The organism is Sphingomonas ginkgonis, assembly GCF_003970925.1.
In the GTDB taxonomy this organism is placed as follows: Bacteria; Pseudomonadota; Alphaproteobacteria; order Sphingomonadales; family Sphingomonadaceae; genus Sphingomicrobium; species Sphingomicrobium ginkgonis.
Window position 1 is genome coordinate 1,728,824 of sequence record NZ_RWJF01000001.1, and the last position, 14,479, is coordinate 1,743,302.

Genomic DNA, 14,479 nt, shown 5'->3' on the forward strand with positions numbered 1-14,479 from the left:
TTGCGTAAGCGAACACCTACAGGAGACTGACATGCTGACCGTCGGCGACAAGCTGCCCGGCCTTACTCTTCCCGTCCAGCAGGGCACCGGCGCACTGCCCGCGGGCGAGACGATCGATCTTGCCCAGACCAACGGCAAGTGGAAGATCCTGTTCTTCTGGCCCAAGGACTTTACCTTCGTCTGCCCGACCGAGATCGTCGGCTACAGCGAGCTCAAGGGCGACTTCGCCGACCGCGACGCCGAGCTGATCGGCGCCTCGACCGACACCGCGCACGTCCACTTCGCGTGGCGCAAGTCGGACGAGCGGCTGGCTGCCTGCGACTTCCCGTGGATCGCCGACCAGGGCAAGGAACTGGCCGAGGCGCTCGGCATCCTCGACCAGGGCGAGAAGGTCGCGTTCCGCGCGACGTTCATCGTCGATCCCGACAACATCATCCAGCACGTCACGGTCAATGGCCTCAACGTCGGTCGCAACCCGGCGGAGACGCTGCGCGTGCTTGACGCGCTGCAGACCGACGAGCTGTGCCCATGCAACTGGTCGGCCGGTGACGAGGTGCTGAAGCCCGCCGCCTGACCTGATCGCCGAAACGCCGCCGGTTCCCCTACACCGGCGGTGCTGCCGCCCGGCGATCGCCGGGCGGTGGAGGGGTTCTCTCGTCAGCCCCCCTGTGGAGAACCCCTCCCGAGCGGCGGCGCCCGCGCGCCGCCCCGTACTCCCGCGTCTCACGAACCTGCCCGCGCCGGTCGAGCGGCCGCGGCACTGGAGCATTGCCACCGATGAACTCGCTCAAGGAATTCGCCGACACGCTGCCCGACTACGCCAAGGACCTGCGGCTCAACCTCGGCTCGATGCTCAGCGACCAGCTGCTTGGCGACCAGCGCAAGTACGGGCTGCTGCTCGCCTGCGCGCACGGGTCGGGGTATCGCCCGTTGGTCGCCGCGGCCGAAGCGGAGTGCGCGCCCAAGCTATCGTCGGAGGTCGCCAACGCGGCGCGGTCGGCGGCGGCGGTGATGGCGATGAACAATGTCTACTACCGCTTCGTCCACCTCGCCTCGAACGAGGAATATGGCCGGCTGCCCGCGCGGCTGCGGATGAACGCGATCGCGACCCACGGGACCGACAAGGCCGACTTCGAGCTGTACAGCCTGGCGGTCAGCGCGATGAACGGCTGCGGCATGTGCATCGACAGTCACGAGAAGCAGCTGCTGCAGCACGGGGTGAAGCCGGAGACGATCCAGGCCGCGGCGCGGATGGCGGCGGTGATGAAGGGCGTCGCGACCGTCCACGCGACGCTTTAGGGCGAGCGGCCGACGCTCACCCCTGGAAGAAGCGGGCCGCGACTTCCTTGGCGAGGCGGGCGGGGCGGCGGCTGGCGCTGTCGAGGCAGCACCAGACGCTCTTGACCTCGGCCAGCACCTGGTCGCCGCGCTTGATCACGGTAGTGAAGAAGGCGCGCGCGCCCTCGACCTTCTCGGCGACCACATCGGCGACGACCAGATCGTCGAGGAAGGTCGGGCGCCTGAACTCGATGTCGTGCTTGAGCGCGACCCACAAGTGGCGCTTGACCGCCTCGGCGGGGGCGAAGGTCTCCCAGTAGCGGACGACGGCGTCCTGGACCCAGGTGAGATAGACGCTGTTGTTGACGTGGCCCATGTGGTCGATGTCGGCAGAGCGTATGCCGATCGGGTAGCGGAACATGTTCAGGTTCATCCCGGCAGCATGGTGGATGCTGACAATCGTGTAAACTGATTAGACGCTAAACGGTTTCCATTCCTGTCATTTAGCAGACCCGGCAGGGTGGGCGGAGCGCCGAAGCAAAATGATCGACGACGTCACGCGACTGAGCGGTCCGCGCTGAATATGACAGTTTGATGAATTAACGGTTTGTCTGCTCATTGCTATAAACGCATGTTTAAGCAATCTTCGCTTGATGTACGGCGTAGTCAGGTTCGACGCGGCGGCGGCGCGGTTCTTCAGCGAGCTGAACAACCACAGCGTTCTGGCCGATCGCATCTTCGGCTTCATCTTCGCGCTCAAGACCTTCAAGGTCTTCCCCCTGGTCCTGATCCTCGTCGCGATGTGGTTCGCGCAATCGCGCAACGAGCGGATCCGCCGCGCCGTCATCGCGGGTGCGCTGGGGGCCACGCTGACCATGTTGCTGACGCACCTGCTGCAGCATGTCGCCCCGCCGCGACTTCGCCCCGCGCAGACGGGATTGTACGAGTTCCACATCTTCGGCCCGTTCGGGCCCGATGCCAGCTCCTTCCCGAGCGACACGATCGGCCTGGCCTGCGCGCTGGCGCTCGCGATCTTCGCCGGCTCGCGCTGGTGGGGGCTCGCGGCCTTCGCCTGGGTTCTTCTCGTCGATCTCGTGAACAAGCTCTACGGCGGCTTCCACTATCCGTCCGACGCACTGGTCGGCGCGCTGATCGGGATTTCCGCGACCGGTGCCTTCCTGCTGCTGCCCGCGCTGACCGGCGCGGTGAGCGGCTGGCTCGACCGCTTCGAGCGGACCCGGCCGATGTCTTTCTACATGCTGGTCCTGTTCGCCATGTTCGAGCTGAGCACCCTGTTCGACGACTTGAGGAAGTCCGGCAACGCGCTCATCTCGCGGCACGTCTACGCGATCGAAGCCGGCGCCTGAGGCGTCGGGGTACCCTCAAACGAAAGGAGCGCCCGCCGGCTGGCGAGCGCTCCCCGTCGAATTCCAAGATGGGCCTGAGGCCTACATCCCGTTGGCGAGGTTGGTGTCGCGATCGTGGGTGTTGAGGTCCTTCTGCTTCATCGCGTTCTCGGTCGCCGAGTTGGTCGCCATGTTGCCGTCGGCGCCGCCGGTCGCGTTCATGCCGGCGTCCATCGAACCGTTCGCGCCCATCGAGCCGTTCGCGCCCATTGCGCCGTTCGCGCCCATCGCGCCGTTGGTGCCCATCATGCCGTTCTGGTCGACGGTCATGTTGTCGGTCGTGGTCGTGGTGGTGCTGGTCGCGTTCATGTCGGCGTTGGCCGAGTTGTCGGCGTTGCGGCTGCAAGCCGAGACGGCCAGGGCGGTGGTGGCGATCGCCAGGACGATGGTACGCATGATCGGTTTCCCTCTGGTAGTGATCGGGGCGACAACGCCACGGCGCGCGCTTGGGTCCGCTCGCCGCAGTGGCGATGCACGATTCACGGGGCTAGGCTGCGGCCATGACCATCCGGAACATCGTCATCCTGACCGGCGCCGGCATCTCGGCCGAGTCCGGCCTTGCCACCTTCCGCGGGCCCGATGGCTTGTGGGAGGGGCATCGCGTGGAGGACGTTTGCACGCCTGAGGCCTACGCCCGCGACCCGGCCCTGGTGCACGACTTCTACGATGCGCGACGGGCGAAGCTTGGCACGGTGGAGCCGAACGCGGCGCACCGGGCGCTGGCGCGGCTCGACGCCGAGTGGTCGGGCGAACTGCTGATCGTCACCCAGAATGTCGACGACCTGCACGAGCGCGCCGGGGCAACAAGGCTGCTCCACATGCATGGCGAGCTGATGCAGGGCTGGTGCACGGCGTGCGGCGAGCGCTTTCGGTGGGCCGGCCTGATGGGCGAGGGCGCGGAATGCCCGTCGTGTGGTCGAAAGGGCGCGGTCCGGCCCGACATCGTGTGGTTCGGCGAAATGCCCTACGAGATGGAGCGGATCGACGCGGCGCTGCGGGATGCGGATTTGTTCGTGTCGATCGGGACCTCGGGCGCGGTCTATCCGGCGGCGGGGTTCGTCCAGACCGCGCGCTATGTCGGGGCGGAGACGCTGGAGATGAACCTCGAGCCGAGCCAGGGCAGCCTGTTCTTCGACGAGCGGCGCTATGGGCGCGCGGCGGCGCTGGTGCCGGCGTGGGTGGGGGAGATGCTGAGTGGGAACTAGTGAGCCGTACACGATCGGCGAAAAGGATTATCTCGCGGCGCAGAGGGCGTTCGTCCGGCCGGCGCTGCGCAGGCTCGGGCTGGTCGCGCTGCTGCTGGCGGTGACGATCGGACTGCTGTTCCTGCTGGACCGGGGAGGCTGGGGCGAGGTGCTGCTCTCGCTCGCGACGGGAGCGGCGATCGGGCTGGCGCTGCTGTTCCTCCTGGCGCTGATGGTGACCCCCGCGCAGCAGCGCCGGGTGTTTCGGCAGAGCTCGGTTTGGGCGATCGAGCGGCGGTTCGGGTGGGACGGCGAGGCGGGGGCGCTCAGCGGCGAGGACGGGCAATGGCGGACGCCGTGGCGCCGCTTCCATGCGTGGCAGGACGGCGGGCTGGTGCTGATGCTGTTCCAGGACAGACGGGTGTTCTTCATCGTGCCGTGGCGGGCGCTGCCGGAGAACGGGCGCGCGGAGGTGATCGCGGCGCTGGAGGGGGCGGGGGTGAGGCGGCGCCGGTAGGGCCCGTCCACCACCTGGCTCCCCTGAAGCAAGTTCAGGGGAGGAATTCTACTCCGACCAGTCCAGCCCGATCTCCTGGTAGAGGCCGCGGTCTTCGGCCCAGCGGGGCGCGACCTTGACGTGGAGGAAGAGGTGGACCTTGCGGCCGAGATGCTCGGCGATGCTCTCCCGGGCCTTGGCGCCGATTTCCTTCAGCCGGCTGCCGCCCTTGCCGACGACGATTGCCTTCTGGCTGTCGCGCTCAACCAGGATCTGCTGGTGGATCACCGCGGAGCCGTCCTTGCGGTCCTCCCACTTCTCGGTCTCGACCGCGGTCGTATAGGGGAGCTCCTGATGGAGCTGGTGGTAGATCTGCTCGCGGGTCAGCTCGGCCGCGACCATCCGGTCGGTGGCGTCGGTCAGCTGGTCCTCGGGGAACAGCCACGGCCCTTCCGGCATCGCCTGGGCGAGCGCCTGCTTCAAGTCCGCGACGCCTTCGCCGGTCGCGGCGCTGATCATGAAGACGCGGTCGGGCTGCAGCCGGTCGTGGAGCGCGGCGGCGGGCCCGAGCAGCTTTTCCTTCTTGGCGATGTCGGTCTTGTTGAGGACGACGAAACGCTTCTCCGGGCGGCCCTCGAGGCTCGCCGCGACCCGCTCGGCGGCGGCGTTGAGGCCGCTCGCCGCGTCGATCACCAGCAGGACGACGTCGGCTTCCTCCGTGCCCTCCCACGCGGCCTTGACCATCGCCCGGTCGAGCCGGCGCTTGGGGGCGAAGATGCCGGGGGTGTCGACGAGCAGGATCTGGGCCTGGTCCGCGATGGCGATGCCCATCAGCCGGGCGCGGGTGGTCTGCGCCTTGGCCGAGACGATCGCGACCTTCTGGCCGACCAGCGCATTGACCAGGGTCGACTTGCCGGCATTGGGCGCGCCAATAACGGCGGCGACACCGGCTCGGGTGCCCGGCTCAGCCACGGCGGGATCCCTTCTGCGCGGGCAGCTTGCCGAGCAGCGCGGTCGCCGCGGCCGTTTCGGCGTCCTGCTTGCTGGCGCCCTCGGCCTCGGCCTCGCCCGCATCCTTGATGCTGACCCGGACGCGGAAGGTCGGGGCATGGTGGGCGCCGAAGCGGGCGACCAGCTCGTAGACCGGGGTCGCGAGCTGGCGTGCAGCGGCGGCCTCCTGGAGCGCCGACTTGGGATGGAGCGGCGCCCGCTTCTGGCTGTCGAGATAGGGGGCCCAGGCCTTGCGGATGAACGCCTCGGCGGGTCCGATTCCGCCTTCGAGATAGACCGCCCCGAGCAGTGCCTCGACGACGTCGCCGACGACGTTGTCGCTGGTCGTCGCACCGTCTTCGCGGGCCTGCTTGCCGAGGATGATCCGCTCCGGGAGCCCGATTTCGCGGCCAACGTCGGCGCAGGTCTCGCGCGCGACCAGCGCGTTGTAGCGCCGGCTCATCTTGCCCTCGGGCTCGTCGGGGAAGCGTTCGAACAGCCAGGCCGCGATCGACAGGCCGAGCACGCGGTCGCCGAGGAACTCAAGCCGCTCGTAGCTGTCGGTGCCCGCGCTGGAGTGGCTCAGCGCCCGCTCGAACAGCGCCGGCTTGCGCGGGGTCCAGCCGAACTCGGCGGCGATCCAGTCGCTCGTCTCGTTCACCGGTAGACGTGCCCCATGCGCGAGGGACGGAGCGCGGTGAACCAGCTGATCGGGTTGATCCAACTGGCGCTGCCGTCGGTGGACCAGAAGCTGATCAGCGCGCGCCCGACCAGGTTCTCGACGGGTACGAAGCCCATCCCGCCCATCTCCGGCGCGAAGCGGCTGTCCGCGCTGTCGTCGCGATTGTCGCCCATCATGAAGACGGTGCCCGCGGGAACGCGGACCGGCCCGAAGTCGTCGGCGAGCGGATTGTCGATCTGGTCGAGAGTCACGTAGCTCCGCCCGTTGGGGAGCGTCTCGCGATAGGCGTGGAAGGCGCAGGGCTGCCCGGCCGGGACCGACATGCTGACTCCGGCCGGGGTGATCTGTCGGCACGGGGTATTGGGCGAAACGGGGAGCTGGACATCGGGGATCGCCTGGCGCGCAACCGGGCGATCGTTGAGGATCAGCTGCCCGTCGCGGGTCGCGATTGTGTCGCCGGGGAGGCCGACAACCCGCTTGATCACGTCCTCGCCCTCCGGTCCGATGAAGACGACCACGTCGCCGCGCTCCGGCAGGTGGCTGAACAGGCGGCCGGGGATCGGCGGAATGCCGAACAGGAAGCTGTTCTTCGAATAGCCGTAGGGCCATTTGGCGACGAGCAGATAGTCGCCGATGTAGAGGCCCGGCAGCATCGAGCCCGAGGGAATGCTGAAGGGCGCGACGATCAGGCAGCGCAGCACCCAGGCAGCCACCAGGAAGGTCAGGAGGGACTTCCAGCTGCTGGCCTTGGGCTCTGGGGTGGCGGTCGGCGCCTCCGCGGGCGTCACGGTCTCGGTCATTGCCGGTCTCCTTCCGGGCGGACGGCGCCGAGGTCAAGTGCGCCCGGCGCTTTCGACTGGCTTTTGCGGGCTCCGCGAGTATGAAGCCCGCCATGCCGAGCACCGACTGGACCGCCCTCGAGACCCTCGCCGACAAGCCGCTCGAGGCGCTGTTCGAGGGTGACGGACAGCGGCTTCGGTGGATGGCGTTCGACGCCGCCGGGCTCCACTTCGATTTCACCAAGACCCACCTCGACCAGGCGGTCGTGGCCGCCTTCGTCCGCCTGGCGGAACAGGCCGGGTTCAAGGAGGCGCGCGAGCGGCTGTTCAGCGGCGCGATCGTCAACCCAACGGAAGGCCGGCCGGCCGAGCATCCGGCCGAGCGCGGCGAGGGATCGGAGCAGGCGGTCGAGCTGGCCGGACAGCGCCACGCGCGGATGCGGGCGGTGGTCGACGCGATTGAAGCCGGCGCATTCGGAGACGTGACCGGCGTGCTTCACATCGGCATCGGCGGGTCCGCGCTCGGGCCCGCGCTGCTGGTCGACGCGCTCGGCCGCGAGGAGGAAAGCTACCGGGTCTCGGTGCTGTCCAACATCGACGGGCAGAGCTTCGACGAGGCGGTGCGCAACCTCGACCCGCAGACCACGCTGGTGGTCGTCGCCAGCAAGACCTTCACCACCGCCGAAACGCTGCGCAACGCCGAGAGCGCGCTCGAGTGGCTCACCGCCAACGATGTCGCCGATCCCTATGGGCGGGTCATCGCGGTGACGGCAGCGCCGGCCAAGGCGGTCGAATGGGGGGTCGACGAGACCCGGGTGCTGCCGTTCGGCGAAAGCGTCGGCGGCCGTTATTCGCTGTGGTCGGCGGTGGGCTTCAGCGCCGCGCTGGCGCTCGGGGTGGACGCCTTTTCCGACCTGCTCGACGGGGCGGCGGAGATGGACCAGCATTTCCGCCTCGCACCGCCCGAGCAGAACGCGCCCATGCTCGCCGCCTTCGGTGATCTCTACTATGCGCAGAAGCGCGGCGCCGAGACCCGAGCCATCTTCGCCTACGACGATCGGCTGCGCCTGCTCACCAGCTATGTCCAGCAGCTCAGCATGGAGTCGAACGGCAAGTCGGTGACCGCAGACGGGGCTCCGCTCGGGCGGCCGAGCGGGTCGGTCGTGTGGGGCGGCGTCGGGACCGATGCGCAGCACGCGGTGTTCCAGCTGCTCCACCAGGGCACGCATCTCGTCCCGGTCGAGTTCGTCGCCGCGGTCGAGGCCGATGACGGACAGGACCCGGCCCACCATCGCGAGCTGCTGCTCAATTGCTTCGCGCAGGCGGCGGCGCTGATGAAGGGGCGGAAGAGTGAGCAGGGCGCGCGCGACTATCCCGGCGACCGGCCGTCGACGACGATCCTCCTCTCCCGCCTCGAGCCGCGCAGCCTCGGCGCGCTGCTTGCCTATCATGAGCACCGGACCTTTACCGAGGCGGTGCTGCTGGGGATCAACCCCTTCGACCAGTATGGCGTGGAACTCGGCAAGGAGATGGCCCGCGCGATCGATGATCCCGAGACCCGCGACGGCTTCGACCCGTCGACCCGGGCGTTGATCGAGCGCGCCGGCCTCTGACCCGCAAGGGAGGGCAGGGATGACCAGGTCCGCCGTTCTGTCCGTGGCGCTGGCGCTGGCGACACCGGCTGCGGCCGAGCCGCTGCGACTCGTCAACGGGCGGCTGTTCATCGACGCGAAGGTCAACGGGGTTAAGACCGAGGCGCTGCTCGACAGCGGGGCCGAGGCGACGCTGGTCGACCCGCTGTTCGCCGCCCGCGCCGCTATCGCCCCGGGCGAGGCGCTGACCATCAAGGGAGCGGGCGGAACGCAGCCGGCGCATCTCGCCTCCGGGGTGACGGTCGAGGCGCTCGGGCAGCGGCTGGCCAGGCTCGACGTCGTCCTGGTCGATCTCGGCAGCATCCGCTGGCTGGTGGGGCACCCGACCCGAGTCGTGATCGGCCGCGAGCTGTTCGACGCCGCGCCCGTCGAGGTGAACATCGCGGCGCGCACCGTCCGCGCGCTGGTGCCCGGCGCAGCGGGGCGTGGCGTGGCCCAGGCGCTGACCCCGCATGCGGGCATCGAGGCCCTGGCGGTGACCGTCAACGGCGTGTCCGCCGCGGCCGAACTCGACTTCGGCAATGGGACCGAGGTGAAGGTCTCGCGCACCATGGCCGACCGCCTGAAGCCCAAGCGGCTCGGCCGGGTCGAGGGCGGCGGGATCGGCGGCCGGATCAGCCGCGAGCGCGTGAGCCTGGCGGAGCTGCGGATCGGCGGCAGGACCTTCCGCGACGTCCCCGCGCAGGTGGACCCGTTGCCCAATGCGGGCGAGCTCAACATCGGGACCTCGATCCTCCGGCATTTCATCGTCACCGCCGACTTCGGCCATCACCGCGTCTGGCTCCAGCCGCTTGCACGAGAGAAGAAATGAGCGATTTCGATTATGATCTGTTCGTCATCGGCGCGGGCTCGGGCGGGGTGCGCGCGAGCCGGGTGGCAGCGGCGCACGGCGCCCGTGTCGCCATCGCCGAGGAGTACAAGGTCGGCGGCACCTGCGTCATCCGCGGCTGCGTGCCCAAGAAGCTGCTCGTCTACGGTGCGCATTTCGCCGAGGATCTGAACGACGCGGCGATGTTCGGCTGGGACGTGCCCAAGTGCGAGTTCAACTGGCCGGTGCTGCGCGACGCGGTGCAGGCCGAGGTGACCCGGCTGGAAGGCGCCTACACCTCCACGCTCGAGAGCCACAAGGTCGAGCGATTCCTCGAGCGGGCGACGGTGAGCGGGCCGAACCAGGTCAAGCTCGCCTCGGGACGGACGCTGACCGCCGGCAAGATCCTGATCGCGGTCGGCTCGTGGCCGGTCCTGCCGGCGATCGAGGGGATCGAGCATGCGATCAGCTCCAACGAGGTTTTCCATCTGGAGGAGCTGCCGAGGCGGGTGGTGATCGCGGGCGGCGGTTACATCGCCAACGAGTTCGCGGGGATCTTCCACCAGTTCGGTTCGCACGTGACGATCGTCAACCGGTCGGACACGCTGCTGCGCGGCTACGACCAGCAGATCGTCGACCGACTGCTGCAGATCTCGATCAAGAAGGGGATCGACTTCCGTTTCAACAGCAAGTTCGAGCGGATCGAGAAGCGCGAGGACGGTTCGCTCAAGCTGACGATGACCGGCTGCGACGACATCGAGGCCGACGCCGTGCTGTTCGCCACCGGGCGCTCTCCCAACACCAAGGGTCTGGGCCTCGCCGAGTGCGGGGTGGAGCTGGACCCGCACGGCGCGGTGAAGGTCGGGGCCGACAACCGCTCGTCGGTACCGTCGATCTTCGCGGTCGGCGACGTCACCAACCGGATCCAGCTGACCCCGGTCGCGATCCGCGAGGGACAGGCGTTCGCCGACAGTGAGTTCGGCGGCAAGCCGACTACGGTCGACTACGGGTGCGTGCCGAGCGCGGTGTTCAGCCATCCTCCGATCGGGGCGGTTGGGCTGACCGAGGGCGAGGCGCGAAACAGGCTTGGCACCATCCGCACCTACACGAGCGACTTTCGAGCGATGAAGAATGTTCTCGCCGGGCGCAACGAGCGGTCGCTCTACAAGATGGTGGTCGACGACACGACCGACGAGGTAGTCGGGCTGCACATGATCGGGCCGGACGCGCCCGAGATCCTGCAGGCGGCGGCGATCGCGGTGAAGGCCAAGCTGAAGAAGCAGGATTTCGACGCCACGGTTGCGCTCCACCCGAGCATGGCGGAAGAGCTGGTGCTGTTGAAGTAGCCGCGGGGGCGGGGACGAGGACGTGTACGACGCAGTAATCATCGGCGCGGGCCACAACGGCCTGACCTGCGCCTTCTATCTGGCCAGGAAGGGCCTCAAGGTCGCGGTGCTCGAGGCGCAGGGCACGGTGGGCGGCGCGGCGGTCACCGACGAGTTCCTGCCGGGCTTCCGCAACTCGGCGGCGAGCTACACGGTCAGCCTGCTCCAGCCGCGAGTGATCCAGGACATGGACCTCGCCCGGCACGGGCTGAAGGTCGTGCTTCGCAAGATCGACAATTTCCTGCCTGGCGAGAATGGCTATCTGCTTGGCGGACGAAACGGGCTGACCCGCGCGGAGCTGGCGCGGCATCATCCCGAGGACGGCCCGGCCTACGACCGCTACACGGCGGAGCTGGAGACGGTCGTCCCGCTGATCCAGAAGTGGCTGCTGAAGAGCCCGCCGCAGGCCGGCGGCGGTGTGCGCGGGCTGCCGACCCTGCTGCAGCTGGGCAAGGACCTCGCCGGGCTCAAGCCGGACGAGATCCGGACGGTGCACGCCTATGCGACCAAAAGCGCCGGCGACATCCTCGACCGGCATTTCACCGGCGATCTCGCCAAGGCATTGTTCGGGTTCGACGGGGTGGTCGGCAATTTTGCCTCGCCCTACTCGCCGGGCACCGCCTACGTCCTCCTCCACCACCTGTTCGGCGAGGCCGCCGGCGTGCCCGGTGCATGGGGCCATGCGATCGGCGGAATGGGGGCGATCACCCAGGCGATGGCGCGCGCGGCGCGCGAAGCCGGGGTCGACATCGTGCTCGGCACGCCGGTCGAGGAAGTGGTGGTCGAGCGGGGACGGGCGGCGGGCGTCGTCGCGGGCGGCAAGGCCTGGCGCGCGCCGACGGTGATCGCCAACGTCAATCCGCGCCTGCTGTTCGAGCGACTGATGCCCGCGGGCGCGGTGGCGGCGCCGGTCGAGACGCACATGAAGGAATGGGCGTGCGAGAGCGCGACCTTCCGGATGAACGTCGCGCTGAGCGAGCTGCCGAAGTTCACGGTCAAGCCGGAAGCGGGCGATCACCTGACCGCCGGGATCATCATCGCGCCAAGCCTCGACTATATGGACAAGGCCTATCTCGACGCGCGGCGCGACGGCTGGTCCAAGCAGCCGATCGTCGAGATGCTGATCCCGTCCACGCTCGACGACACGCTGGCACCCAAGGGCAAGCATGTGGCGAGCCTGTTCTGCCAGCATTTCCGCTACAATCTTCCGGCCGGGAAGAATTGGGACAAGGTCCGCGACAAGGTCGCCGACCAAGTGATCGCGACGGTCGATCATCACGCACCGGGCTTCGCGGCCTCGGTGATCGGGCGGCAGATCCACTCGCCGCTGGACCTCGAGCGGCGCTTCGGGCTGATCGGGGGCGACATTTTCCACGGCAAGATGGGGCTCGACCAGCTGTTCAGCGCGCGGCCGATGATCGGTGCGGCGGACTATCGAATGCCGCTCAAGGGGCTCTACCTGTGCGGTTCAGGCGCGCATCCCGGCGGCGGGGTGACCGGCGCGCCGGGGCACAATGCCGCGAAGGCGGTGCTGGCGGATCGCCGGCCGTGGCGGCGGCGGGCTTGATCAGTCCTCCCCGAGCTTGCTTGGGGAGGGGGACCGCTCAGCGCAGCTGAGGGGTGGACGGCCCCCTCCACCATGCTTCGCATAGTTCCCCTTCCCTGCGAAAGCAGGGGAGGATAATTTCAGCTTTCGATTTCGCCGTCGCCGTAGCGGCTCTGGATGAAGCGGCCCTGGGTGGAGAAGGCGTCGACGTCCGCCCTGGCAAGATTCTGGCTGATGTCGTCGAGCGCATCGCGACCGGCCTCGAGGCTCTCGACGAGCCGCTGGTCGACGGTCTTACCCTCGCCGTCCGCCTCGGTCCGGAAGGCGGCGGGCACGTTGCGGTATCGCTCGACCAGCCCCGGCAGATGGACGCTCATCAGGCGGCGCGCGTCCTGCGCCTGCGGATCAAGGTCGGGGAGGCGGCCGAGCGTCTCGCGTAGCGGGCTGAGCCGGGCGCTGATCTGGTCGACCACGGTCTGCGCCGGGGCGGGCAGGGCGGGTCGGCTGCGGTAGAGAAAGCTGTCGAAGCGCTGGACCATCTCGCCGTTGGCGAGGCTCGCGGGAACGGTCGGGACGCTGCTCGACGGGCCGGGCGCGAAGGCAAGTACCGCGGCGATGCCGATCGCCAGTCCGACCGCGGCGAGGAACCCGAACATGCCGATCGGCATGATCAGCCCGACGATGATGGTGACCAGCGAGACCAGGCCGACGGCGATCCCGACCCGCGCCGCGCGCCGCCCGAAATCCGCGTTGATCCGCTGCCGCTCGCGCCGCCGCGCCGCCGCGACCTCGCCGCCCCTGGCGTCGATCGCGGTCGTGACCCGTTCGAAGCGGGCCAGCGCCTTCTCGACGCGCTGATCCGTCACGCCGCCTCGATCGGGGTCAGCGGGGAGGGCGCGCCGAGCTGCTTGTTCTGCGCGACGCCCTCGGCACGGGCGATATAACCCTTCGACTTCTCGACCTCGCGACCAAGCGTGTCGACGGTCTGCTTCATGTTGCCGAGTGCCTGGACCTTGAACTGGTCGATCTGGTCCATCGTGTCGTAGATGTTCTGGAAGGCGCGCTGGAGCGTCTCGAGCGGGATGGTCGAGCTCGCCGCCTGCTCGTGGATCGCGGCGGACTGGGTGCGGAGCATCTCGCCGGTGGAGTCGATCATGCCGGCGGTGGTGGTGTTGAGCGCGTTGACCTGCTCGAGCACCAGCTTCTGGTTGGTCATCGCCTGCGCGACGGTGACCGCGGTGCGCAGCGCGGAAACGGTGGTGGTCGAGGCGCGGTCGACGCCCTTCACCAGCTCGACATTGTTCTTCTTGACGAGGTCGAGCGCCAGATAGCCCTGCACCGTCACCGCCATCTGAGTGAGGATGTCGGTGGTCCGCTGGCGCGTGTAGAAGAGCGCGCTCTCGCGGATCGCCTTGGCCTTCCCCGGGTCGGTCGCGTCCAGCCCGTTGGCGGCTTCCTCGAGCTTGGCGTCCAATGCCTTGGAGATGTGCACCATCTGCTCCAGCCGGTGCATCGTCTTCCATAGGTTCGCGCGCTCGGTGTCGATCGCGGCATTGTCCATCAGCAGCTCGTCCTTGCCCGAGGCGAGGCGGGCGAGGATCGCCGAGATGTGCGTCTGCGAGCTCTGGTACTGGCGGAAGTAGTTCTGGATCTTGCTGCCGAAGGGGATCAGCCCGAACAGCTTGCGCGGTCCGGTGATCGCGCCGTTGCGCTTGGGGTCGAGCGCCTCGACGGTGCGGCGGAGCTCGGTCAGGTCGGCGCCGATCCCGGTGTCGCTGTCGATCGCCTTGACCGGCCGGTCGAGGAAGCGGTTCGAGGCACCGGCGGCGTCGCCGATTTCCTTGCGGCCCATGGCGGTGAGCTGGTCGACCTTCTTGCCGAAGTCGGGGCTGTTGGCATCGAGCGCGACGAGCTCGCCCACGAACTGGTCGACCTTGGTGTCGAGCTGGGTCCGCTCCGCGTCCTTCAGCGGCACGAGCCCGGCGGCGTCGGCGGGCTCCACCGTCTGGAGCACGTCGGGCGCCTCCAGCTTGAGCTTCGTCTCGGCCATCGTCTCGCGTCTCCCTGCACTTGCGCGAGCGAAGATGGCCAAGCGCCACTCCCTCTGCAAGCCTTTCACTGTATCATAATTACAATACAGGTGGGTTCAAGCGAGCCCGGTTATGGTTAAGCTTTGGTCCGGTTCGGTTAACCTTGCTCCTTCAGCCTTTGCTAGCCCTGTTCTTCTAGAGCGGTTGTCCATCCGCCGGCCTCGACCGGTCCGCTCAGGGAAA

16 protein-coding genes are annotated in these 14,479 nt (G+C 68.5%); 9 read left to right on the top strand and 7 right to left on the bottom strand.

What is annotated here, in order from left to right:
• Window positions 1-31 precede the first annotated feature (31 nt).
• Both HMF7854_RS08380 and ahpD read left to right on the top strand, forming a co-directional pair.
• Window positions 32-574, top strand: a complete 543-nt coding sequence (locus HMF7854_RS08380) for a peroxiredoxin (RefSeq protein ID WP_126718688.1) — start codon at window positions 32-34, stop codon at window positions 572-574.
• A 203-nt stretch (window positions 575-777) separates the two neighbouring features.
• Window positions 778-1,299: an alkylhydroperoxidase, AhpD family gene (ahpD, locus tag HMF7854_RS08385; protein WP_126718689.1), complete on the top strand. Its 522-nt coding sequence runs from the start codon at window positions 778-780 to the stop codon at window positions 1,297-1,299.
• A 16-nt stretch (window positions 1,300-1,315) separates the two neighbouring features.
• Here ahpD and HMF7854_RS08390 read toward each other — a convergent pair whose 3' ends face one another.
• Complete coding sequence (locus HMF7854_RS08390; protein WP_126718690.1) at window positions 1,316-1,711, bottom strand: acyl-CoA thioesterase; 396 nt, start codon at window positions 1,709-1,711, stop codon at window positions 1,316-1,318.
• A gap of 220 nt (window positions 1,712-1,931) precedes the next feature.
• Here HMF7854_RS08390 and HMF7854_RS08395 point away from each other — a divergent pair, with 220 nt between their 5' ends.
• Window positions 1,932-2,645, top strand: a complete 714-nt coding sequence (locus HMF7854_RS08395; RefSeq protein ID WP_126718691.1) for a phosphatase PAP2 family protein — start codon at window positions 1,932-1,934, stop codon at window positions 2,643-2,645.
• Between the two features lie 81 nt (window positions 2,646-2,726).
• Here the strand turns inward: HMF7854_RS08395 and HMF7854_RS08400 are convergent, their stop codons facing one another.
• The gene (locus HMF7854_RS08400) at window positions 2,727-3,080 is read right to left on the bottom strand and encodes a hypothetical protein (protein ID WP_126718692.1); all 354 of its coding nucleotides are present in this window, start codon (window positions 3,078-3,080) and stop codon (window positions 2,727-2,729) included.
• A gap of 104 nt (window positions 3,081-3,184) precedes the next feature.
• On the opposite strand from HMF7854_RS08400, the gene HMF7854_RS08405 reads away from it, so the two are divergent.
• Window positions 3,185-3,889: an NAD-dependent deacylase gene (locus HMF7854_RS08405; RefSeq protein ID WP_126718693.1), complete on the top strand. Its 705-nt coding sequence runs from the start codon at window positions 3,185-3,187 to the stop codon at window positions 3,887-3,889.
• A complete protein-coding gene (locus tag HMF7854_RS08410) occupies window positions 3,879-4,385 on the top strand; it encodes a YcxB family protein (protein WP_126718694.1) in 507 nt (168 codons plus the stop codon). The genes HMF7854_RS08405 and HMF7854_RS08410 overlap by 11 nt, the downstream gene beginning before the upstream one ends.
• Window positions 4,386-4,433: 48 nt before the next feature.
• Here the strand turns inward: HMF7854_RS08410 and era are convergent, their stop codons facing one another.
• The 3 genes from era to lepB are packed head-to-tail and all read right to left on the bottom strand — an operon-like array spanning window position 4,434 to window position 6,836.
• Window positions 4,434-5,336 (bottom strand): GTPase Era, encoded by a 903-nt coding sequence (gene era, locus HMF7854_RS08415; RefSeq protein ID WP_239016904.1) that lies wholly within the window; start codon window positions 5,334-5,336, stop codon window positions 4,434-4,436.
• Complete coding sequence (rnc, locus tag HMF7854_RS16040) at window positions 5,329-6,015, bottom strand: ribonuclease III (RefSeq protein ID WP_239016905.1); 687 nt, start codon at window positions 6,013-6,015, stop codon at window positions 5,329-5,331. Before rnc ends, era begins: the two co-directional genes overlap by 8 nt.
• Window positions 6,012-6,836, bottom strand: a complete 825-nt coding sequence (lepB, locus tag HMF7854_RS16045; RefSeq protein ID WP_239016906.1) for a signal peptidase I — start codon at window positions 6,834-6,836, stop codon at window positions 6,012-6,014. The genes rnc and lepB overlap by 4 nt, the downstream gene beginning before the upstream one ends.
• A gap of 92 nt (window positions 6,837-6,928) precedes the next feature.
• On the opposite strand from lepB, the gene pgi reads away from it, so the two are divergent.
• The 4 genes from pgi to HMF7854_RS08440 are packed head-to-tail and all read left to right on the top strand — an operon-like array spanning window position 6,929 to window position 12,227.
• Window positions 6,929-8,428: a glucose-6-phosphate isomerase gene (pgi, locus tag HMF7854_RS08425; protein WP_239016907.1), complete on the top strand. Its 1,500-nt coding sequence runs from the start codon at window positions 6,929-6,931 to the stop codon at window positions 8,426-8,428.
• A 19-nt stretch (window positions 8,429-8,447) separates the two neighbouring features.
• Complete coding sequence (locus tag HMF7854_RS08430; RefSeq protein ID WP_126718697.1) at window positions 8,448-9,278, top strand: pepsin/retropepsin-like aspartic protease family protein; 831 nt, start codon at window positions 8,448-8,450, stop codon at window positions 9,276-9,278.
• A complete protein-coding gene (gene gorA / locus HMF7854_RS08435; protein ID WP_126718698.1) occupies window positions 9,275-10,621 on the top strand; it encodes a glutathione-disulfide reductase in 1,347 nt (448 codons plus the stop codon). Before HMF7854_RS08430 ends, gorA begins: the two co-directional genes overlap by 4 nt.
• Window positions 10,622-10,643: 22 nt before the next feature.
• Window positions 10,644-12,227 (top strand): phytoene desaturase family protein, encoded by a 1,584-nt coding sequence (locus tag HMF7854_RS08440; RefSeq protein WP_126718699.1) that lies wholly within the window; start codon window positions 10,644-10,646, stop codon window positions 12,225-12,227.
• A gap of 119 nt (window positions 12,228-12,346) precedes the next feature.
• On the opposite strand, the gene HMF7854_RS08445 is transcribed toward HMF7854_RS08440, so the two are convergent.
• The gene (locus HMF7854_RS08445; RefSeq protein WP_126718700.1) at window positions 12,347-13,072 is read right to left on the bottom strand and encodes a hypothetical protein; all 726 of its coding nucleotides are present in this window, start codon (window positions 13,070-13,072) and stop codon (window positions 12,347-12,349) included.
• Window positions 13,069-14,256 (bottom strand): toxic anion resistance protein, encoded by a 1,188-nt coding sequence (locus HMF7854_RS08450; protein ID WP_126718701.1) that lies wholly within the window; start codon window positions 14,254-14,256, stop codon window positions 13,069-13,071. The genes HMF7854_RS08445 and HMF7854_RS08450 overlap by 4 nt, the downstream gene beginning before the upstream one ends.
• Between the last annotated feature and the right edge of the window lie 223 nt (window positions 14,257-14,479).